The 26,233-nt window shown below is 60.1% G+C and carries 20 protein-coding genes; 11 read left to right on the forward strand and 9 right to left on the reverse strand.

The annotated features are described in order from the left end of the window. The first annotated feature begins 51 nt into the window (after nucleotides 1-51). From PIB16_RS00310 to deoA, 8 genes are all read left to right on the forward strand, one after another. Nucleotides 52-1,044 carry a BMP family lipoprotein gene (locus tag PIB16_RS00310; protein ID WP_065654768.1) on the forward strand — a complete coding sequence of 331 codons (993 nt, stop codon included), beginning with the start codon at nucleotides 52-54 and terminating at the stop codon, nucleotides 1,042-1,044. An 82-nt stretch (nucleotides 1,045-1,126) separates the two neighbouring features. Continuing rightward, nucleotides 1,127-2,632: an ABC transporter ATP-binding protein gene (locus PIB16_RS00315; protein WP_271044965.1), complete on the forward strand. Its 1,506-nt coding sequence runs from the start codon at nucleotides 1,127-1,129 to the stop codon at nucleotides 2,630-2,632. 7 nt (nucleotides 2,633-2,639) lie between these two features. Further along, entirely contained in the window at nucleotides 2,640-3,743 is a 1,104-nt protein-coding gene (locus PIB16_RS00320) for an ABC transporter permease (protein ID WP_003524352.1), read from the forward strand. Between the two features lie 6 nt (nucleotides 3,744-3,749). Next, on the forward strand, nucleotides 3,750-4,721 hold the full coding sequence (locus tag PIB16_RS00325; protein ID WP_078051448.1) for an ABC transporter permease: 972 nt from the start codon (nucleotides 3,750-3,752) through the stop codon (nucleotides 4,719-4,721). A 19-nt stretch (nucleotides 4,722-4,740) separates the two neighbouring features. Beyond that, nucleotides 4,741-5,130 carry a cytidine deaminase gene (locus PIB16_RS00330; protein WP_003524353.1) on the forward strand — a complete coding sequence of 130 codons (390 nt, stop codon included), beginning with the start codon at nucleotides 4,741-4,743 and terminating at the stop codon, nucleotides 5,128-5,130. Beyond that, nucleotides 5,130-5,930 carry a purine-nucleoside phosphorylase gene (locus PIB16_RS00335; protein ID WP_127756659.1) on the forward strand — a complete coding sequence of 267 codons (801 nt, stop codon included), beginning with the start codon at nucleotides 5,130-5,132 and terminating at the stop codon, nucleotides 5,928-5,930. Before PIB16_RS00330 ends, PIB16_RS00335 begins: the two co-directional genes overlap by 1 nt. A gap of 2 nt (nucleotides 5,931-5,932) precedes the next feature. Next, a complete protein-coding gene (gene deoC, locus PIB16_RS00340; RefSeq protein ID WP_271044773.1) occupies nucleotides 5,933-6,706 on the forward strand; it encodes a deoxyribose-phosphate aldolase in 774 nt (257 codons plus the stop codon). After that, the gene (deoA, locus tag PIB16_RS00345; RefSeq protein ID WP_271044774.1) at nucleotides 6,703-8,019 is read left to right on the forward strand and encodes a thymidine phosphorylase; all 1,317 of its coding nucleotides are present in this window, start codon (nucleotides 6,703-6,705) and stop codon (nucleotides 8,017-8,019) included. The genes deoC and deoA overlap by 4 nt, the downstream gene beginning before the upstream one ends. On the opposite strand, the gene PIB16_RS00350 is transcribed toward deoA, so the two are convergent. The 9 genes from PIB16_RS00350 to cyoA form a co-directional block, all read right to left on the reverse strand. After that, nucleotides 8,012-8,533 carry a TIGR02281 family clan AA aspartic protease gene (locus PIB16_RS00350; protein ID WP_271044775.1) on the reverse strand — a complete coding sequence of 174 codons (522 nt, stop codon included), beginning with the start codon at nucleotides 8,531-8,533 and terminating at the stop codon, nucleotides 8,012-8,014. The two genes, deoA and PIB16_RS00350, sit on opposite strands and share 8 nt — an antisense overlap. A gap of 133 nt (nucleotides 8,534-8,666) precedes the next feature. Then, nucleotides 8,667-9,296 (reverse strand): uracil phosphoribosyltransferase, encoded by a 630-nt coding sequence (gene upp / locus PIB16_RS00355; protein ID WP_003524359.1) that lies wholly within the window; start codon nucleotides 9,294-9,296, stop codon nucleotides 8,667-8,669. Between the two features lie 94 nt (nucleotides 9,297-9,390). Beyond that, on the reverse strand, nucleotides 9,391-10,368 hold the full coding sequence (locus PIB16_RS00360) for an adenosine deaminase (RefSeq protein WP_271044776.1): 978 nt from the start codon (nucleotides 10,366-10,368) through the stop codon (nucleotides 9,391-9,393). Next, nucleotides 10,365-11,585, reverse strand: coding sequence for a phosphopentomutase (locus PIB16_RS00365; protein WP_142844226.1), 1,221 nt, complete (start codon nucleotides 11,583-11,585; stop codon nucleotides 10,365-10,367). Before PIB16_RS00365 ends, PIB16_RS00360 begins: the two co-directional genes overlap by 4 nt. 113 nt (nucleotides 11,586-11,698) lie before the next feature. After that, the gene (locus PIB16_RS00370) at nucleotides 11,699-12,460 is read right to left on the reverse strand and encodes an SURF1 family protein (protein WP_174038693.1); all 762 of its coding nucleotides are present in this window, start codon (nucleotides 12,458-12,460) and stop codon (nucleotides 11,699-11,701) included. Nucleotides 12,461-12,738: 278 nt separating this feature from the next. Then, a complete protein-coding gene (gene cyoD / locus PIB16_RS00375; RefSeq protein WP_003514416.1) occupies nucleotides 12,739-13,134 on the reverse strand; it encodes a cytochrome o ubiquinol oxidase subunit IV in 396 nt (131 codons plus the stop codon). Beyond that, nucleotides 13,134-13,760: a cytochrome o ubiquinol oxidase subunit III gene (cyoC, locus tag PIB16_RS00380; RefSeq protein WP_003524364.1), complete on the reverse strand. Its 627-nt coding sequence runs from the start codon at nucleotides 13,758-13,760 to the stop codon at nucleotides 13,134-13,136. The genes cyoD and cyoC overlap by 1 nt, the downstream gene beginning before the upstream one ends. Nucleotides 13,761-13,766: 6 nt before the next feature. After that, nucleotides 13,767-15,770, reverse strand: a complete 2,004-nt coding sequence (gene cyoB, locus PIB16_RS00385) for a cytochrome o ubiquinol oxidase subunit I (RefSeq protein WP_078051442.1) — start codon at nucleotides 15,768-15,770, stop codon at nucleotides 13,767-13,769. Between the two features lie 76 nt (nucleotides 15,771-15,846). Then, nucleotides 15,847-16,977 (reverse strand): ubiquinol oxidase subunit II, encoded by a 1,131-nt coding sequence (gene cyoA / locus PIB16_RS00390; protein ID WP_065654756.1) that lies wholly within the window; start codon nucleotides 16,975-16,977, stop codon nucleotides 15,847-15,849. Nucleotides 16,978-17,226: 249 nt separating this feature from the next. Here cyoA and PIB16_RS00395 point away from each other — a divergent pair, with 249 nt between their 5' ends. The 3 genes from PIB16_RS00395 (at nucleotide 17,227) to PIB16_RS00405 (ending at nucleotide 26,229) form a co-directional block, all read left to right on the forward strand. Continuing rightward, nucleotides 17,227-18,555 (forward strand): MFS transporter, encoded by a 1,329-nt coding sequence (locus PIB16_RS00395; protein ID WP_065654755.1) that lies wholly within the window; start codon nucleotides 17,227-17,229, stop codon nucleotides 18,553-18,555. 406 nt (nucleotides 18,556-18,961) lie between these two features. Beyond that, nucleotides 18,962-24,463 (forward strand): glutamate synthase-related protein, encoded by a 5,502-nt coding sequence (locus PIB16_RS00400; protein WP_271044777.1) that lies wholly within the window; start codon nucleotides 18,962-18,964, stop codon nucleotides 24,461-24,463. Continuing rightward, nucleotides 24,460-26,229 carry a sulfite reductase subunit alpha gene (locus tag PIB16_RS00405; RefSeq protein ID WP_333779986.1) on the forward strand — a complete coding sequence of 590 codons (1,770 nt, stop codon included), beginning with the start codon at nucleotides 24,460-24,462 and terminating at the stop codon, nucleotides 26,227-26,229. Before PIB16_RS00400 ends, PIB16_RS00405 begins: the two co-directional genes overlap by 4 nt. Nucleotides 26,230-26,233 lie beyond the last annotated feature (4 nt).

Genomic DNA, 26,233 nt, shown 5'->3' on the forward strand with positions numbered 1-26,233 from the left:
GGGATTGCGGGAGGACCCTTATAATATCAATTGCAACAACAGGGCTGCACAATGAAAAAATCCCTTCTGACGCTTTTTGCGCTTGCCGCAATGTCGGCTTCCGCGCTCGCCGCGGATATCAAGCCGGCGCTGGTCTATGGCACGGGCGGCAAGTTCGACAAGTCGTTCAACGAGGCCGCTGCGGCCGGCGCTGAAAAGTTCAAGGCGGAAACGGGCATCGAGTTCCGCGATTTCGAGCCGACCAGCGACACGCAGGGCGAACAGGCCATCCGCAACTTCGCCAGCAAGGGCTTCAACCCGGTCGTTGCGATTTCCTTCATCTGGGAAGCGCCGATGGCCAAGGTTGCGGCGGAATATCCCGATACCAAGTTCGTGATCGTTGATACCGTTGTAGATGCGCCTAACGTGCGTTCTGTTGTTTATAAGGAACATGAGGGCTCTTACCTCGTAGGTCTTTTGGCGGGCATGGCCTCCAAGACCGGCAAGGTTGGTTTCGTCGGGGGAATGGATGTTCCCTTGATCCGTAAATTCGCCTGTGGTTATGCACAGGGCGCCAAGGCCGCCAACGATAAAATCGAAGTCTTCCAAAACATGACGGGAACGACGGGTGCAGCCTGGAACGATCCCGTCCGCGGCGGTGAACTCACCAAGAACCAGATCGACCAAGGCGCCGACGTGATCTACGCGGCAGCCGGTGCGACCGGTCTCGGCGTTCTGCAGACAGCCGCAGACAATAAGAAGCTTTCGATCGGCGTCGATTCCAACCAGAACCACCTGCATCCCGGCTCGGTTCTGACGTCCATGGTCAAGCGGGTCGATCTCGCAGTTTATAACGCGTTCAAGGATGCCAAAGACGACAAGTTCACAGCTGGCGTCGTGGCGCTCGGCGTGAAGGAGGACGGCGTCGCTTACGCGGTTGACGACAACAACAAGGCTCTGATCACACCGGAAATGACTGCTGCCGTGGACAAGGCGAAGGCCGACATCATCTCTGGCGCCGTCAAGGTCCATGACTATATGGCGGACAAGTCCTGCCCGAAATGATATGATACAAGCTTGGGGCGCATGATGATTTTCATCTTGCGCCCTTTTCATATCCAGCCTTCGGAGAGGTTTCGGTTTGAGTATGGACCCTGCAATCGAACTCGTGGGCATCGACAAGAAATTCGGTGCCGTGCACGCCAACAAGAACATCAATCTGACCATTGCCAAGGGCACAATCCACGGCATCATTGGAGAAAATGGCGCGGGAAAATCTACCCTGATGTCTATTCTGTATGGGTTTTATCAGGCGGACGCCGGTGAAATCCGGGTGAATGGCACTCCAGTCTCGATCCGCGATAGCCAGGCAGCAATCAATGCCGGTATAGGCATGGTGCATCAACACTTTATGCTGGTGGAAAATTTCACAGTGCTGGAAAACGTCATGCTTGGTGCTGAAGGCGGCGCGACGTTGTCGAGTGGCCGGGCTGGCGCACGTAAGGAACTGAAACGCCTAGAGGACGATTACGGTCTGGACGTCGATCCGGATGCGGTGATCGAAGAACTGCCTGTCGGTCTGCAGCAGCGCGTCGAAATCCTCAAAGCGATGTATCGTGGCGCCGAAATCCTGATCCTCGATGAGCCGACCGGCGTTCTGACGCCGGCCGAGGCCGATCACCTTTTCAAGATACTCGGCGTCCTGCGCGAGCAGGGCAAGACCGTCATCCTCATCACCCATAAGCTGCGCGAAATCATGGCGATCACGGATTCCGTCTCCGTCATGCGCCGCGGTGAAATGGTCGCCACCCGCAAGACCTCCGAAACCAGCGTCGAGGAACTGGCCGAACTGATGGTTGGTCGCCGCGTGCTGCTCAGGGTGGAAAAGGGTGAGACGACGCCCGGCGATGTTCTGCTCTCCATCCGCAATCTGACCGTCAAGGACAGTCGCGGCGTCACCATGGTGGATGATGTCTCGCTCGATGTCCGCGCCGGTGAAATCGTCGGCATTGCCGGCGTGGCGGGCAATGGCCAGTCGGAGCTGCTCGAAGCCATCGCCGGTATTCGCAAGCCCCATTCGGGCGAGATATGGGTGGATGGCCAGAAGGTGGACCACCCCGATCCGGCAATTTTGCGCAGGCTCGGCCTCGCGCATATCCCGGAAGACCGCCACCATATGGGGCTGGTACTGAAATTCGAGGAATATGAAAACTCCATCCTCGGTTATCACCATGATGAGCGTTACGGCAAAGGGCCTTTCCTCAACCCCGAGGCCATCCGCAGGGATGCGGTCGAAAAGATCGAGAAATACGACATTCGCCCGCCGAATCCGCAGTTGAAGACCGCCAATTTTTCCGGCGGCAACCAGCAGAAGATCGTCGTCGCCCGCGAAATCGAGCGCGATCCCAAGATGCTGATCATCGGTCAGCCGACCCGCGGCGTGGATATCGGCGCCATCGAGTTCATCCATCGCCGCATCATCGAGATGCGCGATGCCGGAAAGGCGATTTTGCTGGTTTCTGTCGAACTCGATGAAATCCGTTCCCTTTCGGATCGGATCATGGTCATGTTTGCCGGCCGTGTCGTTGGAGAAAAAACGGCGGAAGCCGAAGAACAGACGCTGGGCCTGATGATGGCCGGCATCGCCGCATGAGGCATGAATGAGCACCGCTTCCGTACCCCTACCAAACTGGATCAGCTACGGCCTGTTGCCGCTGCTGAACGTCGTCACCGCCTTTCTGATTTCCGGCCTCGTTGTCTGGTCCATCGGGGAAAGCCCGCTGGCGGCGCTGCGCCTGCTCATCGAAGGTGCGCTTGGCCGTGGCGATGCCATCGGCTTCACGCTGTTCTACACGACGAGCTTCATCTTCACCGGCCTTTCCGTCGCCGTGGCCTTCCATGCCGGCCTCTTCAACATCGGCTCGGAAGGTCAGGCCTATATTGGCGGTCTGGGTGCCGCGCTGGTGGCGCTGGCGCTTGATCGCTACGTGCCGTGGTATGTGACGATGCCTTTCGCCGTCATCGGTGCCGCGCTTTTTGGCGCGGCCTGGGCCTTCATTCCGGCATGGCTGCAGGCAAAACGCGGCAGCCACGTCGTCATCACCACCATCATGTTCAACTTCATCGCGGCTGCGCTGATGGTCTATCTGCTGGTGAATGTGCTGATCGTGCCGGGCAAGATGGCGCCGGAAACGCGCACCTTTCTGCCCGGCGGGCAATTGCCGAAGCTCGACTGGCTGATGGCGCTGTTCGGCCTCAAGCTCGGGCCGGCGCCGTTCAACGTCTCCTTCATCATCGCGCTGGTCATGTGTTTCCTTGTCTGGGTGCTGATCTGGCGCACCAAGCTCGGTTATGAGATGCGCACGCTCGGCATCAGCCCGTCGGCTGCCATCTATGCCGGCATTCCCTATGCGCGCACGGTCATCATCGCCATGCTGATTTCCGGCGGTCTGGCGGGCATGATGGCGCTGAACCCGGTCATGGGCGCTTCCGCCCGCCTGCAGGTGGAATTTGTCGGCGGCGCGGGTTTCGTCGGCATCGCCGTGTCGCTGATGGGGCGAAGCCATCCGCTCGGCATCATCTTCGCGGCATTGCTGTTCGGTATTCTCTATCAGGGCGGCGCTGACCTTTCCTTCGAGATGCCGAATATTACCCGCGAGATGATCGTGGTCATTCAGGGTCTGGTGATCCTTTTTGCCGGCGCGCTGGAATATATGTACCGGCCGGCGGTCGTCCGCATCTACCAGCGCTTGGCAAAGGGATGAGCTGATATGGATTTCTTCGATATGCTGGTCAGCATCCTCGGCTCGACCGTCCGCCTCACCATCCCGCTACTCTTCACCGCGCTCGCCGGGCTCTTTTCCGAACGCGCGGGCGTGTTCGATATCGGCCTTGAAGGCAAGATGCTGGCGGCGGCCTTCGCCTCCGCCTGCGTCGCCTATCTCACAGCGGACCCATGGGCGGGTCTGCTGGCGGGCATCACCGTCTCCATCCTCTTCTCGCTGATCCATGGTTTTGCCGTCATCACCAACCGTGGCAACCAGATCGTATCCGGGGTGGCGCTGAATTTCATCGCCGCCGGCCTGACAGTGGTTCTCGGACAGGCCTGGTTCGGGCAGGGCGGCCGCACGCCGCAATTGCCGGCAGAGGGCCGCTTTGCGCCGATCATCCTGCCAGGCGCGGATGCGATGCGTGAGGTGCCCTTCATCGGCCCGCTCTATGCCAATGTCATTTCCGGCAACAATATCCTCACCTATCTCGCCTTTCTGGCGGTACCGCTGTCGTGGTGGGTGCTTTACCGCACCCGTTTCGGCCTGCGTCTGCGCGCCGTCGGTGAAAATCCGGGCGCGGTGGATACGGCCGGCATTTCGGTGACATGGATGCGCTTCCGCGCCGTCATCGTCGCCGGTTTCCTCTGCGGTTTTTCGGGGGCCTATCTCGCCGTTGCGCAGTCGGCGGCCTTCATCGCCAACATGTCGGCCGGCAAGGGCTATATAGCGCTTGCGGCGCTGATCTTCGCGAAATGGAAGCCGGTGCCGGTCATGTTCGCCTGCCTGCTCTTCGGTTTTCTGGATGCCTTCGCCAACTTCATGCAGGGTAAATCCGTGCCCGGTATCGGCGAGGTGCCGGTGCAGATATTCCAGGCCATGCCCTATATTCTGACCTGCATCCTGCTTGCCGGTTTCATCGGCGTCGCCAAGCCCCCCAAGGCCGGTGGCGTTGCCTATGCGAAGGAGCGTTAAATCCATGTCCCGAGATCCGATGTCCCATGCCCTGTTCGAGGCAGCGGTGGAGGCCATGGCCTTTGCCCATGCGCCCTATTCGAAATTTCCGGTCGGTGCGGCGATCCGCGCCGAAGACGGCAAGATTTACAAGGGCGCCAATATCGAGAACCTGTCCTTCCCGCAGGGCTGGTGCGCTGAACCTTCCGCCATCAGCGCCATGATCATGGGTGGGGCGAAGAAGATCAGCGAAATCGCGGTTATCGCCGAAAAGCTTGCTCTCTGCCCGCCCTGCGGCGGCTGCCGGCAGAAGATCGCCGAATTCGCGACGCCGGACACGAAAGTCTATCTCTGCGACGAAACCGGCGTGCAGAAGGTCATGACCATGGAGGAGCTTTTGCCCTTCAGCTTCAAGACAGAGCTGCCCTGATGCCGGATACGCTGATCGATATTCTGGTGGAGCGCCTGAACGGCCTGATGCCGCGTGTCGCCATCGTCCTCGGCTCGGGTCTCGGTTCGCTGGTGGAAGACGTCAGCGATCCGATCCGGGTGCCCTATGCCGAACTTCCCGGTTTTCCTGCGAGCGGCGTTTCCGGCCATGCGGGCGAGCTGGTGGCGGGCTATCTTGGTGGTGAGCCGGTCATGATGCTCTCCGGCCGTGTGCACTACTACGAAAAGGGCGATCCGTCCGCCATGCGCGCGATCATCGGGGCGCTGGCCGGTCTCGGCGTGCAGTCGCTCATCCTCACCAATTCGGCAGGTTCGGTCAGGCAGGATATGCCGCCCGGCTCGGTCATGCAGATCACCGATCACATCAACTATTCCGGCATGAACCCGCTGATCGGCGAGGAAAGCGACCGCCGCTTCGTCGGTATGACCACCGCTTACGATCCCGATCTGATGCTTGCCATGCGCAACGCCGCCATCCGCGCCACGGTGCCTTTGTTCGGCGGCGTCTATATGTGGTTTTCCGGACCGAGCTTCGAAACGCCGGCGGAAATCCGCATGGCGCGGCTGCTGGGGGCGGATGCCGTTGGCATGTCCACCGTGCCGGAAGTCATCCTTGCGCGCTTTTTCGGGATGCGCGTTGCCGCCGCATCGGTTATTACCAATTACGGTGCCGGCATGACCGGCGCGGAACTGAGCCATGAAGAAACCAAGGATATGGCTCCCGTGGGCGGCAAGAGGCTTGCTGCCATTCTGAAGGAAATGATCGCAGGAGGAGCGTGACCATGGAACTCCAGCGTCCGCGCGAAGCGGCTGCCCTCACCCTGTCCTTGCTGGACCTGACCAATCTCAAGGAAGACTGCACGCCCGAGCAGATCGCCGCTCTGTGCCAGCGGGCGCATACGGAATATGGCAATACGGCTGCAATCTGCATCTGGCCGCGTTTCGTGGCGCAGGCGCGTGCGGCGTTCGGAAAAGACCATGTGATCCGCATCGCCACGGTCGTCAACTTTCCGTCCGGCGATCTGAATGTCGCGACCGTGGTTGCGGAAACCGAAGCGGCGATCCGCGACGGTGCTGACGAAATCGATCTTGTCATTCCCTATCGCAAATTCATAGCCGGCGATGAAACGGCGGTGTCCACCATGGTGGCCGCCGTTCGCAAGGCCTGCGCAGCACCCGTGCTGCTCAAGGTCATTCTTGAAACCGGCGAGTTGAAGGACAAGGCGCTGATCCGTCGCGCATCCGAACTCGCCATTGCCGAAGGGGCCGATTTCATCAAGACCTCGACCGGCAAGGTCGCGATCAATGCCACGCTGGAGGCCGCCGACATCATGTTGCAGGCGATCCGCGACAGCCGGCAGAAGGTGGGTTTCAAGCCCGCCGGCGGTATCGGCACGGTGGAGGACGCCACGCTTTACCTCAGGTTGGCGGAAACCATCATGGCGCCCAACTGGGCCATGCCCTCCACCTTCCGTTTCGGCGCTTCCGGTGTACTCGATGATGTGCTGAACGTGCTGGCCGGCGGCGAGCCCGCCAAGGCCGCCAGCGGGTATTGAGCTTGATCCCGCAGGAAATCATCCGGCGCAAACGCGATGGCCTGTCACTTGAGCCTTGGGAGATTGCCGCTTTCATAGAGGCGCTTTCGAAAGACGGCATCTCGGAAGGGCAGGCGGCTGCCTTTGCCATGGCGGTGTTCTTTCGCGGCATGAACCGGGATGAGATGGTGGCGCTGACGCTCGCCATGCGCGACAGCGGTGAGGTCCTGTCCTGGAGCGATCTCGGTAGGCCGGTGGCGGACAAGCATTCCACCGGCGGCGTCGGCGATAATGTCTCCCTGATGCTCGCCCCCATCGTTGCCGCCTGCGGTCTCGCCGTACCGATGATTTCCGGCAGGGGCCTTGGTCATACCGGCGGCACGCTGGACAAGCTGGAAGCGATCCCCGGTTACAACGTCATGCCGGACGAGGCGCTGTTCCGCCGAACGGTAAAGACGGTCGGCTGCGCCATCATCGGCCAGACGGGCGATCTCGCCCCCGCTGATAAACGCCTCTATGCCATTCGCGATGTGACCGCGACGGTCGATTCCATACCGCTGATCACGGCCTCCATCCTGTCGAAAAAGCTTGCGGCCGGGCTGCAGACGCTGGTTTTGGATGTGAAGGTCGGCAACGGTGCTTTCATGCAGAGCGTCGAGGATGCCCGCAATCTGGCCCGCGCGCTGGTCGATGTGGCGAATGGCGCGGGCCTGCCGACAACGGCGCTGATAACCGACATGAACCAGCCGCTTGGCGATGCCGCCGGCAATGCGGTTGAAATCGTCAATTGTCTGGATTTTCTGGCCGGTCGCAAGGCCGGCACCCGTCTTGAAAAAGTGGTCCTGTCCTTTGCGGCGGAAATGCTGGTGCAGGCGCAAAAGGCGGCCACGCTGGAGGAAGGAGAGGCGCTGGCGTCGGCTGCGCTCTCCTCCGGCCGGGCGTTGGAAATCTTTGCACGGATGGTTTCGGCACTCGGCGGTCCATCGGATTTCGTTGAGCATCCATCCCGTTATCTGCCCTCTGCGCCGGTCATTCATCCGGTTCTGGCGGAGCGCAGCGGTTTGCTCGCCTCCTGCGCCACGCGCGATCTTGGCATGGTTGTCGTCGAACTCGGTGGCGGCAGAAGAAAGCCATCGGACACGATCAATCCTTCTGTCGGTATTTCGGACATCCTGCCGCTCGGTGCGAAGGTGGAAAAGGGCGAGCGGATCGCAATTGTCCACGCCGCTTCCAGCGACGAAGCGGAACATGCCGTGAAAAGGATAGTGGCCTGCTACGGAATTGCTGACAGCGCGCCTGAGATCGGTGCGCCCGTTCTTGAGCGGATCACCTGACCAGCCGCATCTCGCCGCCCGAGACCTTGAAGGACGATAGTTGTTTCAGGAAGCTCATGCCGATCAGCATGTCGCCGAGCGCATTGTCCTTCAGCACCATGGCGTCCACATTCTGAACCCGGATAGTGCCGATCTCCACCCGGTCGAGTTTCACATAGGCGGCCATGGTCTGACCATTCGCCGTTGAAATCGCATATTTATAATCGAGGCTGTTGACGCCGTAACCGAGCCGGCGCGCAATCGTCTCGTTGATGGCGACCATGGAAGCGCCGGTATCGACAAGTCCGTCGAAGGATTTGCCGTTGACGCGGAAGGTGGCATTGAAGTGGCCGCGCGCATCCGCTTTCAGACTGACGCCGCCAAGGGAGACGGACTCCGGCTTGGCTGCCTCAGGTCTGGCTTCCGCTTTCTCGATGCTTGCTTCCGGGCGCGGCTGAAATTTTTCCACCAGAACTGGAATCTGCGTCGCACCGACCGAAAGCCCAACAAGCAAAAAAATCGCGCGCGTTAGCAAGTCTGTGCTCCTCCAGGGGCAGGTTATTCTTGCCCAGAATAGACGCAAAACATGCTGAAATCTTAAAAGAAAAAGCCATCCGCCGCTTATCGGGCGGCGAATGGCTCAAACGGTTAAGCGATGATGAACGGGTTTATTTGGTGCCGTACATGCGGTCGCCGGCATCGCCGAGACCGGGAACGATATAACCCTTCTCGTTCAGATGGCTGTCGATCGCGGCGGTGTAGATATGCACATCGGGATGCGCTTCGCGGAAGTTCTTGATGCCCTCGGGCGCCGCCAGCAGACACAGGAAGCGGATGTTCTTCGCACCGCGCTCCTTCAGCTTTTCCACGGCGGCGATGGAGGAATTGCCGGTTGCGAGCATCGGATCGACAACGATGATAAGGCGCGCATCGAGGCTTTCCGGAGCCTTGAAGTAATATTCGACGGCTTCCAGCGTGTCATGATCGCGATAAACGCCGATATGGGAAACACGCGCCGAAGGCACGAGCTCGAGCATGCCTTCCAGGAGGCCGTTGCCGGCGCGCAGGATGGAGGCGAAAACCAGCTTCTTGCCTTCGAGCACGGGGGCTTCGATGGTTTCGAGCGGCGTATCGATGGTTTCCATCGTCATCTCAAGGTCGCGCGTCACTTCATAGCAGAGCAGCGTCGAAATTTCCCTGAGCAGGCGGCGGAAGCCGGCCGTGGAAGTTTCCTTCTTGCGCATGATGGTGAGTTTGTGCCGCACCAGCGGATGTTCGATGACTGTGACGCCGTCCATGAAACTGGCCTTCCTTTTATCTTATGCCCTGTAATTCACCGAAAGTGCGTTTTTCGCAAGCCTTCTTCGCGGTTTTACCCCGCGAACCGCAGCGTCAGGCGCCATCGAGTTTCGCAAGCAGTCGCGCACGTGTTGCCTCGTCCACGAAGGCGCATTCCAGTGCAGTCCGTGTCATGCGGTTGATCTCGGCATCGCTGAAGCCGAACTCATCCGCAGCCAGCGCATATTCCCGTGCAAGCGACGTGAAGAAGAATGGCGGGTCGTCGGAACTGATGCAGACGCGCACCCCGGCGTCGCTCAGAGCTTTCAGCGGGTGGCTGGCAAAATCGGGATAGACGTTGAGCGCGATATTAGAGCCGGGGCAGACTTCCAGAACCGTTCCCGCCTCGGCCAGCCGCGCGATAAGACCGGCATCTTCGATGGCGCGCACGCCATGCCCGATGCGGGACGGCTTGACGAGATCGAGCGCATCGGCAACGCTTTCCGGCCCGCAAACCTCGCCGGCATGAATGGTCAGCCCAAGGCCGGCATCGCGGGCGATGTCGAAGGCGGGTGCATAATCGGCGACGCGGCCCATGCGCTCCTCGCCGGCCATGTTGAAGCCCGTCACCAGCGGATGTTGAGCGCGTGCTGCATATTCCGCCGCGGCGATTACCCGTTCCGGGCCGAAGTGACGCTCGCCGGTGACGATGATGCGGGTTTCGATCCCCGTCTTTTCCCTTGCGATGCGGATACCTTCGGCAATACCGGCCAGATAGGCGTCGGCGCCGAGCCCGATGCGGTCGCCGTGATCGGGCGAAATGATCAGCTCGCTATAGATGGTATTGGCTTGCGCAAGTTCGGTCAGGTAGGTTTCAGTCAGGACGGAATAATCCTCATCCGTCTTGAACACCTGCGCCACCGCATCGTAACAACGGATGAATTCGGCGAAATCCGACCAGACATATTGGCCGTCTCGCAGAAAACCGCTGGTGTCGATACCGTATTTCTCCGCCTGTTTAGCGACGAGGGCGGGCGGGGCCGCACCTTCGAGGTGGCAGTGAATTTCCGCTTTCAGCAAATGCGATGTCAAATGAAGCTCCTGCCGTGAGAACCGGCCTCGATGCCAAGATGGTGGGCGATGCTTTCGCCGATATCGGCGTAGCTTGAACGGATGCCGACATCGCGTGAGCGAATGCCCGGTCCGAATGCCATGATCGGCACCCTTTCCCGTGTATGGTCCGTGCCCCGCCAGGTGGGGTCGCAACCGTGATCGGCGGTCAGAAGGGCGATGTCACCCGGCGCCATCTTGCGATGGATTTCGGGGATTCGCGCATCGAAGGCCTCGAGGGCTGCGGCGTAACCGGCAACGTCCCGGCGATGGCCATAAAGCATGTCGAAATCGACGAAATTGGTGAAGACGAGATCGCCGTTTTCGGCCTCATCGATAGCCTGCAATGTCGCATCCATCAGGGCGCTGTTGCCATTTGCCTTGATGACGCGCGTCACACCCTGATGGGCGTAGATATCGCCGATCTTGCCGATGGCGTGCACTTTTCGGCCGGCCTCCACAAGCCTGTCGAGCAGGGTCGGTTCCGGTGGCAGAACGGAGAAATCGCGACGGTTGCCGGTGCGCTCGAAGGTCGCGACCGTTTCGCCGATGAAGGGGCGGGCGATGACACGGCCGATATTCAGCGGATCGAGCAGCTTGCGTACCGTCTCGCAGAGCGCGATGAGGCGCTCCAGACCGAAATGCGTTTCGTGCGCGGCGATCTGGAAAACGGAATCGGATGAGGTGTAGCAGATCGGTTTACCGGTCCTGATATGCTCCTCGCCGAGTGCAGCGATGATCTCGGTGCCGGAAGCATGGCAATTGCCGAGGATGCCGGGAATATTAGCCTCCTTGCAGATCGCCTCCACCAGTTCCGGAGAAAAGGCGTCGCCTTCCGTTGGGAAATATCCCCAGTCGAAGGTGACGGGCGTACCGGCGATCTCCCAGTGACCGGACGGCGTGTCCTTGCCCTTGGAGATTTCGCTGGCGGAACCGTGCAGGCCGAAAATGCGCTCCGGCGGTTCCATGCCGGCGGGAATGTCGCCGCTTGCCTGTCGCGCAATCTCCAGCAGGCCGAGCGAACACATGTTCGGCAGTTTCAACGGACCGGAGCGAAGCCCCGCTTTATCGGCAGCGCCCGCTGCACAGAATTCCGCGATATGGCCGAGCGTGTTTGCGCCAAGATCGCCATACCGCTCCGCATCGGGTGCGCCGCCGACGCCGAAGGAATCCAGAACGAGAAGAAATGCTCTTGCCATAACTCACCGAAACAAAATGCGCCGACGGGCAATGTCAGGCCGAACTGTCGTTATAGATCAGCAAAACGTGAAGAAGGAAGTGATTTTATGAACCATCCGGTAAAACCGGCTGCTCAATCCTCGTCCCGTTTCGGTTTGGGGGCGTTGAGGTTGCGCAGGACATACCAGCCCGCAGCCACCACCATCGCCGCCAGAATATACCACGTAACGGCATAGGAGAGATGGTTGTTGGGGAAGGTGAGCATGGTCTTGCCGCCGACCGGCAGGCCGCCCGGATTGGGGGTTGCATCGGCATCGACATAAAACGGCGCGACATCGGAAAGGCCGGATGCCTGCGAGATTTGCGGGATGTTGCGGGAATACCAGCGGCCATTTGCCGGATCGTTGGTGCGCAGGAAAAGCCCGCCGGTTTCGGGCGCGCGCATCAGCCCGACGACCTCGACATTTCCGGCCGGTTCGCCTTCCTGGCGGGAGGACGGGTCGCGCCTGTCGGACGGCACAAAGCCGCGATTGACGATGATGCTGGAGCCATCGTCCCGCTTGAGCGGCGTCATCACCCAGTAACCGGGGCCGAGGTCCGTGACCGTATAGACCTGAACCTCCCTGTCATTGAGGAAGGTGCCGGACAGTTTCACACGGCGATATTCGTATTCCGCCGGATCGCCGAGCGCCGGCCATTCTTTGGCGGCAGGGGCGTCGACGGGATCGGCATGGGCACGGGCTTCGACCCGCTCGATAAGATCGAGCTTCCAGGAAAGGCGCTTGACCTGCCAGGTGCCGAGCGCGAGCAGCAGACCCGTCAGAACGACGGTCAGGAACAGGACGACGATGGCCGCAGGGCGGATGCGCCGGTTATGGGGTGTGGTTTCGCTCATGTCACGGTCCTTGCGAAGCGCGCCCGGCAGAAACCGGTCTGCTTTGGCGGGTTTCCCGGAGCATTTCCAGGAAAAGTGGAACCCGGTTTTCCGTCCGGAAATGCGCCAAAACAAAGAGTTAGAGTGTTTTTGCGATTCGAGGAAAAGCGAAAAAACTCTAGCGCCCGCATGCGCTCCTTCCAGCAAATAACCCCATAAATCGCACCAGGATTCATGGGGTTATGTGTTGGCGCGAAGGCGGCCCGCCGGAAACCCGGCAGGCCGTAGGTCTCTGCTGCTCAGGGCAGGTTTTTCACATCCTCGATGTGCAGCGGCATCATGTTCTTGTTCATGTTGTACATGACCCAGAGCGAGCCGGAGAGCGTGATCAGGAGCACCACGACGGTGAAGATCAGCGCCATGAAGGTCCAGCCGCCTTCGGACTTGGTGTCCATGTGCAGGAAGTAGATCATGTGCACAAAAATCTGGATGACGCCGAGACCCATGATGGCGATGACCAGCAGGGTCTTGTTTTCAAGAACGTCGCCCATGACCAGCCAGAAGGGGATCGCCGTCAGTATAACCGACAGGACGAAGCCGATCATGTAGCTCTTGAAGGTGCCATGGCTCGCGCCATCATGGTGATGATGGTCGTCGCCATGCGCGTCGTGATGTGCGTGTGCTTCGGAACTCATCAAAGAACTCCCATGAGGTAAACGAAGGAGAAGACGCCGATCCAGATGACGTCAAGGAAGTGCCAGAACATCGACAGGCACATCAGGCGACGCTTGTTTGCCGCGATCAGGCCGTGCTTGGCGACCTGGAACATGAGCGTGACGAGCCAGATGATGCCGAAGGTGACGTGCAGACCGTGCGTGCCGACCAGCGCGAAGAAGGCCGACAGGAACGCCGAACGCTGCGGACCGGCACCTTCCGCGATCAGGTGATGGAACTCGTAGAGTTCGACCGCGAGGAAGGCGAGGCCGAAGAGGCCGGTCACACCCAGCCAGACCAGCGTGGCCTTTACCTTCTGCTTTTCCATTTCCAGCATGGCGAAGCCATAGGTGATGGAGGAGAAAAGCAGGAAGCCGGTATTGATCGCCACCAGCTTCAGGTCGAACAGGTCGGCGCCGGAAGGGCCGGCCGCGTAGTTGCGGCCGACAACGGCATAGGTGGCAAACAGCGTCGCGAAGATAAGGCAGTCGCTCATCAGGTAGAGCCAGAAGCCCAGCGAGGTGCCGTTCTCCGGGTGATGGTCTTCCTTCAGGTAGAAGACCGGTGGTTCAGCGCCGTCGACGCTTTGTGCAGGTGTATGAGACATGTTCCGTTACGCCTGTTCCGCAAGCAGCTTGGTACGTTCCGCTTCGACCGTCGAAACGTCGGAAGCCGGAATGTAATAATCGCGATTGTAGTTGAAGGTATGGGCGATGGAGACCGCGATGATGGCGAGCATCGACAGAGCCGCAAGCCACCAGATGTGCCATACCAGGGCGAAGCCGAGAACCACGCTGATGGCGCTGATGATCACGCCCGCGCCGGTGTTCTTCGGCATATGGATCGGGATGAAGCCTTCCTTGGGACGGTTGTAACCGCGCTTCTTCATATCCGCCCAGGCGTCGACATCGTGGATGACGGGCGTGAAGGCGAAGTTGTAGGCGGGCGGCGGCGAAGACGTCGACCATTCCAGCGTACGGCCGTTATAGGGGTCGCCGGTCACGTCACGCAGCTGGTCGCGCTTCAGGAAGCTGACGATGAGCTGGATGACGAAGGAGGCGATGCCGAGCGCGATCAGGAAGGCGCCGAAAGCGGCGATCACGAACCAGATCTGCAGGGAATTATCCTCGAACTGGCTGATACGGCGGGTAATCCCCATCAGGCCGAGAATATAAAGCGGCATGAAGGCGAAATAGAAACCGATGAACCAGAACCAGAAGGACAGCTTGCCCCAAAACGGATCGAGCCGGTATCCGAAGGCCTTCGGGAACCAGTAGACGATACCCGCAAGCACACCGAACACCACGCCACCGATGATGGTGTTGTGGAAGTGGGCGATCAGGAACAGCGAGTTGTGAAGCACGAAGTCCGCCGGCGGAACGGCGAGAAGAACGCCGGTCATGCCGCCGATGACGAAGGTGATCATGAAACCGATGGTCCACAGCATCGGAACGTCGAACTTGATGCGGCCCTTATACATGGTGAAGAGCCAGTTGAAGATCTTGGCACCCGTCGGGATCGAGATGATCATCGTGGTGATGCCGAAGAAAGCATTCACGCTTGCACCGGAACCCATGGTGAAGAAGTGGTGCAGCCACACGATATAGGCGAGGATGGTGATGACGCCCGTGGCGTAAACCATCGAGGCATAACCGAAGAGACGCTTGCGGGAGAACGTTGCAACGATTTCCGAGAAGACGCCGAATGCCGGCAGGACCAGGATGTAAACTTCGGGGTGGCCCCAGATCCAGATGAGGTTGACATACATCATCGGGTTGCCGCCGAGATCGTTGGTGAAGAAGTTGGTGCCAACGTAACGGTCGAGGGTGAGAAGTGCCAGCGTGCCGGTCAGGATCGGGAAGGAGGCCACGATCAGGATGTTCGAACACAGCGATGTCCAGACGAAGATCGGCAGGCGCATCATGGTCATGCCAGGCGCGCGCATCTTGATGATCGTCACGATCAGGTTGATGCCCGATAGCGTCGTTCCCACACCGGCGATCTGCAGACCCCAGATATAATAATCCACCCCGACCCCCGGGCTTCCATCGATTCCGGAAAGCGGCGGATAAGCCAGCCAGCCGGTCTGCGCATATTCGCCGATGAACAGCGAGATCATGGTGATGACGGCACCGGCCGTGGTCATCCAGAAGGAGAAGTTGTTGAGGAAGGGGAACGAAACGTCGCGGGCGCCGATCTGCAGCGGCACGACGAAGTTCATCAGACCCGTGATCATCGGCATGGCCATGAAGAAGATCATGATGACGCCGTGGGCTGTGAAGATCTGGTCGTAATGGTGTGGCGGGAGGTAACCTTCCGATCCGCCCGACGCGATCGCCTGCTGGACACGCATCATGATGGCATCGGCGAAGCCGCGCAACAGCATGACCAGCGCCAGGATGATGTACATGATACCGATCTTCTTGTGATCGATGCTCGTGAACCATTCATTCCAGAGATAGCCCCAGAGGCGGAAATAGGTGAGGGCGCCGACGACGGCGATACCGCCCAGAGCCACGGCCGCGAAGGTTGCGACAAGAATGGGCTCGTGAAGCGGGATGGACTCCCATGTCAGCTTCCCGAACAGGAACGACGTTTGATCGGAATTGACGATCATTTTTAGCCTCTTGCGATTCTAAGACATAAGATCGGCGCAGCCATTGGCCGCGCCGCATAATGCCGGGACGTATCCGTCAGCCAGCGACTTGTTTCGTTTCCGGCAGCGCCGCAGGCTCGAAAGTCTGTCCTTCGAGCGCAGCCGGAGTGGATTGGGGGCCGCTGGCGACGCCAAAGGGCGCAAGCGGCGTGCAGACGACGGAATTCAGCGCCTTGGCGATATCGATGCCTTCCTTGCCGCCGCCGCCATTGGCGTCGATATGCATCATGTCGCGCATGCAGAGCTTGTTGGGCTCGACGCAGCGGTTGAGGATGGCGCTGTAGAGTTCGGGATCGACCGAAGCGAAATATTGTACCGGCTCGCGCTCCGAAGGCTTGGCGAATTCCAGATATTCCTGACGGCCGAAGCCCTTGCCGCCCTCTTTCGCCTTGGCAACCCACTGGTCGAAGCCCTGCTGGCTCAGGCCATGGAACTTGAAGCGCATGTGGGAGAAGCCGGGGCCGGAGAAGTTGGCCGAGAAGCCGTCATAAACGCCTTCCTTGTTGATGACCGCGTGCAGCTTGGTCTGCATGCCGCCCATGGCGTAGATCTGGCCGGCGAGCGCGGGCACGAAGAAGGAGTTCATTGCCGTCGTGCCGGTGATCTTGAAATTGATCGGAACATCGACCGGAGCGGCGAATTCATTGACGCTGCCAATGCCGAGTTCGGGATAGAAGAATAGCCACTTCCAGTCCATGGCCACCACTTCCACCGTGATCGGTTTGACATCGGCGGTCACCTGACGGTTCTCGTCGATACGCTCCAGCGGACGATAGGGGTCGAGACGGTGAGTGGAAATCCAGGTCACCGTGCCGAGCATCAGGATGATGGCGACCGGAGCCGACCAGATCACCATTTCAAGGCGCGTGGAGTGGTGCCATTCGGGATCGTAATCCTCGGCCTTTGCCGATTCCCGATATTTCCATGCGAAGAAAATCGTCAGGACGATGACGGGGACGATGATCAGCAGCATCAAGACCGTGGACGTGATGATAAGATCGCGCTGCTGGATGGCGACGTCGCCCGAAGGGTTCATCACCACGAGGTTACAGCCGCTGAGCAGCAGCAGAGCCGGGATTGCCAGAAGGGCGGATAGGATTTTTTTGATCGTGCGCACGTTCTTTGAACTCGTACAGTTTGGATTATGCCGCGAATAATTGCCGAACATCATTTTTCAAATGAGGTATATTGTCGCGGTGCAGCGAAACCTTCGCGATGCACCATGTCTCGGGCAGAGCTGCGTTTAAGGACGGAGCGCGTGCATTATCGCATGGTCAGCTGACTGGGCAACCCTTTATTGCCAAACTTCAATTGACGTTACGTAGGGTGCGTGTGACAATCCGCCGCATCGTAACGCAACGGAAGAGGAGCCGGCGCGTTACAGGAAATGGTTCGTCCATGACGCAGGAGGGATATTATGAGTTATACGAATGCTGCTCCATCCTTTGGGCAGGCGCCGGAGGCGAACGGAAATGGGGTCGGTCCCGTCAAGGTCGATCCGGATCGCATCACGATTGCGGTCATTCTTGCGAGAATGACGGAATTCTTTGACTTTTTCATCTATGCCATCGCCTCCGCGCTCGTTTTCCCCCACGTCTTCTTTTCTTTCGTCGACCCGCTGACGGCGACGCTCTATTCCTTCGCGGTTTTCTCACTGGCCTTTATCGCAAGGCCTATCGGCTCGCTGATCTTCCTCCAGATCGACCGCAAATTCGGGCGCGCCGTGAAGCTGATGGCCGCTCTCTTCACGCTCTGTGGTTCCACCATGGCGATCAGCTTTCTTCCGTCCTATGCGGAAGCGGGCATGCTTGCCCCCTGTCTTCTGGCGGTGTTCCGCATCGGCCAGGGCCTTGGGCTTGGCGGCGCATGGGACGGTCTGGTGTCGCTGCTCGCCATGAATGCGCCGCAGAAACAGCGCGGCTGGTACGCCATGATGCCGCAGATCGGTGCGGCCATGGGCTTCGGTCTCGCCAGCGCCTTTTTCATCGTCTTCGTCACACAGCTTTCCAATGCGGAATTCCTCGCCTGGGGCTGGCGTTTCCCCTTCTTCGTGGCGCTGGCGCTGAATGTTCTCGCGCTCTTCGCCCGCTTGCGCATGATCGTGACGCCGGAATTTCAGGCCATGCTGGAACAGCACGAGCTGGAACCGCGCCCCATGTTCAAGATGCTGCGCTCGCAGTTTCCGGTGGTCCTCACGGGAGCGTTCGTGCCGCTGGCAAGCTTTGCGCTCTTCCATCTGGTCACCGTCTTCCCGCTGAGTTGGGTTTCGCTCAACACCAGCCAGCGTGTCTCGGACTTCCTTTTCGTGCAATTCGTCAGCGCCATCATCGCCGGCGGGATGATCGTGGTCTCCGGTATTCTGGCCGACAGGATCGGCCGGCGGAAGCTTCTGGCCATCGCGGCGGTGCTGATCGGCCTTTTCAGTCTGGTTGCACCGGTTCTTCTTGGTTCCGGTGATATTGGCCGTTATCTCTTTGTGCTGATCGGCTTTTCTCTGCTTGGCCTGTCCTTCGGTCAGGCAGGCGGCGCGCTTGCTTCCCGCTTCAGCCGTGAGTACCGCTATACCGGCGCGTCGCTCACCTCGGATATTTCCTGGCTGATCGGTGCTGGCTTCGCACCGCTCGTCGCGCTCGGATTTTCGTCCAAATTCGGCCTTTTCGCGGTCGGCATTTACCTGATGTCGGGTGCGCTCTGCACGCTGATTGCCCTCTGGTTCAGCCGCACGCTGGACATGCCTTCGGAGTGATCCGGGCAATTTAAAAATCTCTGCAGCCATCGCGCCGCGGAATCCTGTCGGATTTCGCGGCGTTTTTGTTTTTTTATTGCGCCGGGTCGATTTTAATCTTGACTTGGTTGATCATGAAATATTATGTAAGCAATACTGACGTAATTCAGTGTATCTCACTGCCGGAAAGCCGGCCTTCAGGGAACGCGATGCGAACGACGACGATCATTATTTGCGAAAAAGCGGCCATCGCCGCCAAGCCGTTTGACGGCCGCAAAACGACCGTTCGCGCCATTAAACGCCGCTAAGCAGAAGAATGAGGAGCAGCCAGGTCGCCTGCGGCTCCGCCCGCAGAGTGCCGGCTGACGCGCCGGGTTTCGGGAAAGAGGGCGATGCCGCGCGAAATGCGCAACGAGAGGAGAGTGCCTTGAGTGTGACGGAGCAAAAATTCGGCCTTTACGATGCGGCTTTTGAAAAAAGCAGCTGTGGTGTCGGTTTCATCACCCGCAAGGACGGCGTGCAGACGCATGATGTGCTGAAGCGCGGCCACGAGGCTCTCTGTGCCGTGCCGCATCGCGGCGGCATGTCGGCGGAAGGTGTCGGGGATGGCGCGGGCGTATCGCTGGATTTGTCGCTCTCTTTCTTTCGGGAATTGACCGGTGAGGACGGCTTGCAGGCCGGCCGGTTCGGCGTCGGCAATTTTTTCCTGCCGCAAAATCCGGCTTTCCACGGCGAGGCTGTCGGTATCATCGCAAACGCTCTCAAAGAGCAGGGCTTCGCAATCCTGCTGGTGCGCGATGTGCCGGTGAATGACACGGCCATTCGTCCTGCCGCCATCCCTTACCAGTTACCGATCCGCCAATGGGTTTTCTGGGCTCCTGCCGAATGCGCAACCCTCGCCGAATTTGATTGGCGCATCCACAAGGCGCTGCTCGCCATTGAGGCGCTTGCCTATACGGTGCCGGAACTCGCCGGCTTTTATCCGCTGTCGCTTAGCGCCCGCACGCAGGTTCTGAAAGGCCGCCTGAACTCCCATGAGGTCATGCCCTATTTCTGCGACCTCACCGATCCGCGCCATGAAGTGCATACGATGTATTTCCACACGCGGTTCTCCACCAATACCGATCCGCATCCTTCCATGGCGCAGCCCTTCCGTCTGATGGCGCATAATGGCGAGCTCAACACCGACAAGAAGAACCGGCTGTCGGAAGCGGCCGTGGCGCTGGCAAAGAATGCCAGCATCATCCGCCCGAAGGGCCAGTCGGATAGCTGCCGTCTGGATCAGACCCTGCAGGCGCGGGTGATGGAAGACGGTCTCGACCTCGTCACCGCCGTGGTTTCGATGATGCCGCCGGCCTGGGAAAACGACGATACCCTGTCACCGGGCGTGAAGGCGATGCTGGAATATTTCTCGCTCTATGAGGAGAAGAATGACGGCCCGGCCGCGCTGATCTTCGGCGACGGCACCATCATCGGCGCGCGGCTCGATCGCCTCGGCCTGCGCCCGCTGCGCACCGTCGAGACGGAAGATTATCTCTGCGTCATGTCGGAGGCCGGGCAGATTGCCTTTCCGGCGGAAAGCGTCATCCGCCGCGGCCGCATCGAGGCGGGCGGCATGCTTTATTACGACCATGCAGAACGCCGCGCCTTTTCCACCGTCGAGGCGCTGGAGCTTCTCGCCTCACGCCGCGATTATTCATCCCTGCTGCGCGAAGCCCGTGTCATGCTGGAAGATCTGCCGGAAGTGCCGGCGGAAAAGCAGGGCTCGCCGCTGCGTTACAATGGTGATCTGGAACGGCACCAGCGTTATGTCGCCTATTCGCACAATCAGGAAAGCTTCAAGTTCCTGATGGACCCGATGCTGGCCTCAGGCGCGGAAAAGATTTCGGCGATGGGTTACGGCAATGCCATCAACGCGCTTTCCGATCAGGAAGGCGGCGTCGCGAAGTATTTCTCACAACGTTTCGCGCAGGTCACCAATCCGCCGCTCGACAGTATTCGTGAGGCCGACGGCATGACGTTGCGTGTGGCCCTCGGTGCGAAGCCGAACAGCGGGGCGAAGAGGGCCCGCCAGATCGTCGTGCGCTCTCCGATCCTGACCCATCTCGATATGCTGCGCATTCGCGAGCAGTCGGAGACGCCCCTTCGCCGTTTCGAAATGCTCTATTCGCCGGTCTTCGATGTTGCCGAAGCCAACGAAACCGCGCTGCGGCAGGCAATCGATGATCTCTGCGATGAGGTTGTGGCTTTCGCAGCTGAGGAAGGCGGCATCGCCGTCATCACCGACCGGCATGTCTCGGCAGGCCGTGCGGCCTTGCCGATGATCATGGTCGTCTCCGCCATCAATCAGCGGCTGATCGAGGAAGGTCTGCGGCTGCGCATTTCCCTGATCGTGGAAAGTGGCCAGTTTTCTTCCTCGCATCACATAGCGGCTGGCCTCGGCTTCGGCGCTTCTGCCGTCTATCCGCTTGGCGTGCAGTTCCGCGCCGAGGAGAAATTCGGTGCCGATGCCGACAAGGCCTTCAAGCGTTTTGCCAAGGCGGCGGAAAAGTCGCTGATGAAGACCATGGGCAAGGTCGGCCTGTGTACGGCGGAAAGCTATATCGGCGGCGAGTTCTTCGAACCGAACTTCCTCGATACCGACGATGCGGTACTCAAGCGCTATTTCCCCAATGTGAAGACCCCGGTTGGCGGCGTCAACTTCGCCGTCATCGCGCAGGCCGTGGCGGACTGGCACCGCAAGGCGCTGTCCGTGAAGGGCGAAAACGACATTCCGCTGCTCGGTCTCTTCAAGGAGCGTGCGGAAGGCGCCGGCCATTCCTATGGCACGACGGCGGTACGCGGTTTCGTGGACATGACGGAGGAGAAGATCGGTTTCGACAAGGGAACCGAAAACGAGGAGGCTTTGCGCCTGCTGCCGCTCAACCGGCTGGAAGATGCCTTCGGTCTCAACGATGCGGCCTATTATCACAACAGCTTCGACCGGCTGACCCCGGAGGCCATCGACAAATTCGAGGTAACGCCCGGTTACCGCGCCTTCGCCCGCATGATGGCGGAAGAAAGGGCGCGCCGCCCCGCCGCCCTGCGTGATGTTCTGGAATTGCCCGCCGATGTGACCTTCGCCGGTTCCGCAGAAGAATTCCGCCGGGAAATGGGCCGTTTTTCCCGGCAGGGCAATAACAGCTTCATGGTGCGCGGATTGCGCTGCGAGGAAGCGGGCGAAGGCGCATTCCGGCTGCAATTGACCGGCCCGCACGGTCATGAGCTTGCCCGGCTTGCCGCACTCGGCCAGTCGCTGCTTGACCGTTTCGGTGCGGATATTCCAGGCCATTGGCTGGAAGGCGGCGCGCTCATGGTTCAGGCAAAGGGTGAAGCATCCGCTTATCTCTCGCTTATCCGCACTGCACCGGAAAGTATTCCGCTCGATGCCGTACAGAAGGCGAGCGAGATCACCAAGACCCTCGCATCGGGCGCCATGAGCCACGGCGCGCTCGTCGCTGCTGCCCATGAGGCGGTCGCCCATGGCACCAACATGGTCGGCGGCATGTCGAATTCGGGCGAGGGTGGCGAGCATATTTCCCGTTATGGCACCATCCGTGCCTCGCGCATCAAGCAGTTCGCTTCCGGCCGTTTCGGCGTCTGGGCCGGTTATCTTGCCGATCCGATGCTCGAAGAGATCGAGATCAAGATTGGCCAGGGCGCAAAGCCGGGTGAGGGCGGGCAATTGCCGTCTCCCAAGGTGACGGTGGAAATCGCCGCCGCACGCGGCGGCACGCCGGGCGTCGAACTTGTCTCGCCGCCGCCGCATCACGATACCTATTCGATCGAGGATCTGGCCCAGCTCATCCACGATGCCAAGGCGGCGCGCGTGCGCGTCATCGTCAAGCTGGTCTCGTCGGAAGGCATCGGCACGATTGCGGTCGGTGTCGCCAAGGCGGGGGCGGATGTCATTAATGTCGCCGGCAATACCGGCGGCACGGGGGCAGCTGCCGTCACCAGCCTCAAATATACCGGCCGCGCGGCGGAAATCGGTATCGCAGAAGTGCATCAGGCGCTCTGCGCCACCGGCCTGCGCGCCAAGGTGCTGCTGCGCTGCTCCGGCGCGCACCAGACGGCGAGCGACGTGGTGAAATCCGCACTCCTCGGTGGCGACAGTTTCGAATTCGGCACGACGGCGCTGATGATGCTGAAGTGCGTCATGGCCAAGAACTGCAACATCAAGTGCCCGGCCGGTCTCACCACCAATCAGGAGGCCTTCAACGGCGATCCGCGCGCGCTGGCGCAATATCTCATGAACATCGCCCATGAAACGCGCGAGATTTTGGCCGGACTTGGGGTTGCCTCGCTGCGGGAAGCACGCGGCCGTTCCGATCTTCTTCATCTCCTCGATCATCCGGCGAGCGTCGGCCAGCTTGACCTCCGGGCAATGCTTGCGGTGGTCGAAGAGGTGAAGATCGACAGCCCCGTCTATATGGAAAAGGACTTTGCACTGGACGATGCCTTCATCGAACTCGTGCGCTCGGCCCTGGTCGACAGCAGGCGCGAGAACATCGAGCTTGGCGGCAATCGTTTCCTCAACAATTGCAACAAGAGCGTCGGTGGCCAGCTCGCCGTCGATATCGAACGCATGCTGAACCATGAGCTTTCCGATGAAGAGGCGGATGCGCTGCCGGCCGTCAAGCGGGACAGCCGTGGCCGCCGGTTCCTGGAGGCGGGTTCGGTGCGCATCGATACGTCCGGTTCCGCCGGGCAGTCCTTCGGCGCTTTCTGCAATGACGGCATGGTCATGGTCCATACCGGCACCTGCAATGACGGCGTCGGCAAAAGCGCCTGTGGCGGCACCATCGTCGTGCGCTCCCCAGGCGGTGGCTCGGATGAGGCGGGCGGCAATGTGCTTGTCGGCAATTTCGCGCTGTTCGGCGCCACCGGCGGCCGCACCTTCGTGGAGGGGCAGGCGGGCGACCGTTTCGCGGTGCGTAATTCCGGCGCCACCGCCGTCGTCGAAGGCGTGGGTGATTTCGCCTGTGAATACATGACCAACGGCGCGGTCCTGAACCTTGGCAGCTTCGGTAAGGGTTTCGGCAACGGCATGAGCGGCGGCTTCGTTTATCAGTATGATCCCTATGGCGACCTGCCGAAGAAGGTCAGCCACGATTCCATCCTGCTCGGCTCGATCACCGGTGAGGATGAACAGGCCGCCATTCATAATCAGGCCATCCACCAGCTTCTGACCTGGCATGTCGCAGAGACCGGCTCGGCCAAGGCGGCATGGCTTCTGGAAAACTGGGAAAGTGAACAGCATAATTTCGTCTATGGCATGCCACGCGCCCTGCTGCTTTATCAGGATAGCGATGAAATTCTGAAGGCGAAGCCCCGCAAGGAATTGCTGGAGGAACTGGCATCCGCGCTTGCCGCTCATCAACTGCGAAAGTTCAAGCTCGCCTATCGCGACCGCAAGGCCGTCCTGAACGGAACGGTGCCGGGTTATGGCGAGACGGATACGGAGGAAATGTATGCGCTGCTCAACAATTATACCGTGTTGAGCATGGCGCAGGCCATCGCCCTGCAGCGGCTGCCGATGGCGTCGGGTCCTTCCGACCCGGCCATTGAAAAAGCCGTGCGCAATCTCATCCTCACGGAAGACTATGCGCTGATGCAGCGGCTGCTGAAATATGCACGCGAGGCGCTTTCGGACCATAGCGATGAACAGCTTGCGGTGATGATCGCCGCCAAGCGTCTCGACGATTACAAGCAGGCGCTGGCCCGCAGGAACATCTGGTCGGTGGACAGCCCCGGCACCTATGGCTGGATCATTCAGCAGAACCGGAAAAACGTCGAGAAGATCGGCCGTCTGCCGGGCTTCGAGGAGCTTTTCGCAGCCCGTGCCATTCCCGACCTCGCCACCGCATCCAGCCACAGGGCAGCATGATGAAGATACCTTATATTCCCGAAGACGCGCCCTTCAACGGTGATCAGCGCGCATGGCTTTCCGGTTTTCTGGCGGGGCTCCATTCCCGCGCCGCCATCGGCCTGGAGACATCGGTTGCCGCCGCTGCTCCCAGGGCGGCGGCCAGTGTGCTGAATATTCTTTTCGGCACCCAGACCGGCAATGCCGAGGCGCTGGCGATGGATATTGCCGCCGCCGCCCGCGCCCAGGGCATGCAGCCGGTGGTGACGGCACTCGATGATGTCTCGATGGACAGTCTCGGCGCCATGAAGCGCGTCATCGTCGTCACCTCGACCTATGGCGAAGGTGAAATGCCTGATAATGCCCAGCTTTTCTGGGAAGCGCTCGCCGCGGACAGCGCGCCGCGTGTGGACGAGATGAATTTTGCCGTGCTCGCGCTCGGCGATACCGGCTATGACGGCTTCTGCCAGGCGGGCAAGCTTATCGATACGCGGTTCGAACAACTCGGCGGCAAGCGCATCAAGACGCGTATCGATTGCGATATCGACTTTGAGGACGCCGCCGCCGCATGGATCGGTGAGACCCTGCCGCTCGCGGTTGCTGTCGATGGCGGAAATGCGGCATCTGTCACCATGTCCGACGTTGCCGAGCCGCCCGTGCGGGGAAAACAGGGCTGGGGCCGCAAAAATCCCTATTCGGCTGAGGTAAGCGTCAATCGTCGTCTGTCCGGTCCCGGCTCGTCCAAGGAAATTCGTCACTACGAATTCGATCTCGGCGAAAGCGGCCTGGACTATGAGGCGGGTGACGCTCTTGGCGTCGTGCCCCTGAACGATCCGAAACTGGTCGGCGCGCTACTGGAACACTTCGGGGCGGCTGCGGACAGCCAAATCGCCGGGCTGGACCGGCCGGTCGGCGATGCGCTTCTCAACATGTTCGAGATATCGACGCCTTCGCGCGAACTCGTCGCCGAAATCGGCAAGCGTGCGGGGCATGACGAACTCAGCCACATTCTCGCAAACGGAGACAGGGAGCAACTGGCCGCCTTTCTCTGGAGCAAGGATATTCTCGACCTCATCAATCTCGGCGGAAAGCCGCTATTCGATGTTGCTGAATTCGTGACATTCCTGAAGCCGCTGCAACATCGCGCCTATTCCATCTCCTCCAGCCCGCTCGTCGCAAAAAACAGCGTGCATCTGACCATAGCCAGCGTGCGTTATCGCGCCGAGGGCCGTGAGCGTGGGGGCGTGTGCTCCACCTATCTCGCCGACCGCGTGGAGGCCGGACAGAGTGCCGGGATTTTCGTCTCGCCGAACAAAGCGTTTCGTGTGCCGCAGGACAATGACGCGCCTATGATCATGGTGGGACCGGGTACGGGCATCGCGCCCTTCCGGGCTTTTTTGCAGGAACGGCAAGCCCGAGGCGCAAACGGCAAAAACTGGCTGTTTTTCGGCGACCAGCACCGGCAGTCGGATTTCATCTATGAAAACGAGCTTGGCGACATGAGCCGCGATGGTGTGCTCACCCGCCTCGACCTTGCTTTCTCGCGGGATCAGGCGGAGAAGATCTATGTCCAGACCCGCATGCGGCAGAACGGCAAGGCGCTCTATCAATGGCTTGAAGAGGGCGGTTATTTCTACGTCTGCGGCGACGCGACCCGCATGGCGAAGGACGTCGATGATGCCCTGCACGGCATCGTCAGCGAGGAGGCCGGCATCTCCGCTGAGGCGGCGAGCGAGTATGTGAACAGGCTGAAGCGCGAAAAACGTTATCTGCGCGACGTCTACTAACTAT

The sequence above is a fragment of the Agrobacterium sp. ST15.13.015 genome, assembly GCF_027871645.1.
Taxonomy (GTDB): domain Bacteria; phylum Pseudomonadota; class Alphaproteobacteria; order Rhizobiales; family Rhizobiaceae; genus Agrobacterium; species Agrobacterium leguminum.

Excerpts from the sequence above, each read along its gene's own strand:
- PIB16_RS00310 (WP_065654768.1), top strand. The coding sequence starts at position 52 with ATGAAAAAATCCCTTCTGACGCTTTTTGCGCTTGCCGCAATGTCGGCT.
- PIB16_RS00315 (WP_271044965.1), top strand. The coding sequence starts at position 1,127 with ATGGACCCTGCAATCGAACTCGTGGGCATCGACAAGAAATTCGGTGCC.
- PIB16_RS00320 (WP_003524352.1), top strand. The coding sequence starts at position 2,640 with ATGAGCACCGCTTCCGTACCCCTACCAAACTGGATCAGCTACGGCCTG.
- PIB16_RS00325 (WP_078051448.1), top strand. The coding sequence starts at position 3,750 with ATGGATTTCTTCGATATGCTGGTCAGCATCCTCGGCTCGACCGTCCGC.
- PIB16_RS00330 (WP_003524353.1), top strand. The coding sequence starts at position 4,741 with ATGTCCCATGCCCTGTTCGAGGCAGCGGTGGAGGCCATGGCCTTTGCC.
- PIB16_RS00335 (WP_127756659.1), top strand. The coding sequence starts at position 5,130 with ATGCCGGATACGCTGATCGATATTCTGGTGGAGCGCCTGAACGGCCTG.
- deoC (WP_271044773.1), top strand. The coding sequence starts at position 5,933 with ATGGAACTCCAGCGTCCGCGCGAAGCGGCTGCCCTCACCCTGTCCTTG.
- upp (WP_003524359.1), bottom strand. The coding sequence starts at position 9,296 with ATGGACGGCGTCACAGTCATCGAACATCCGCTGGTGCGGCACAAACTC.
- PIB16_RS00365 (WP_142844226.1), bottom strand. The coding sequence starts at position 11,585 with ATGGCAAGAGCATTTCTTCTCGTTCTGGATTCCTTCGGCGTCGGCGGC.
- PIB16_RS00370 (WP_174038693.1), bottom strand. The coding sequence starts at position 12,460 with ATGAGCGAAACCACACCCCATAACCGGCGCATCCGCCCTGCGGCCATC.
- cyoD (WP_003514416.1), bottom strand. The coding sequence starts at position 13,134 with ATGAGTTCCGAAGCACACGCACATCACGACGCGCATGGCGACGACCAT.
- cyoC (WP_003524364.1), bottom strand. The coding sequence starts at position 13,760 with ATGTCTCATACACCTGCACAAAGCGTCGACGGCGCTGAACCACCGGTC.
- cyoB (WP_078051442.1), bottom strand. The coding sequence starts at position 15,770 with ATGATCGTCAATTCCGATCAAACGTCGTTCCTGTTCGGGAAGCTGACA.
- cyoA (WP_065654756.1), bottom strand. The coding sequence starts at position 16,977 with ATGTTCGGCAATTATTCGCGGCATAATCCAAACTGTACGAGTTCAAAG.
- PIB16_RS00395 (WP_065654755.1), top strand. The coding sequence starts at position 17,227 with ATGAGTTATACGAATGCTGCTCCATCCTTTGGGCAGGCGCCGGAGGCG.
- PIB16_RS00405 (WP_333779986.1), top strand. The coding sequence starts at position 24,460 with ATGATGAAGATACCTTATATTCCCGAAGACGCGCCCTTCAACGGTGAT.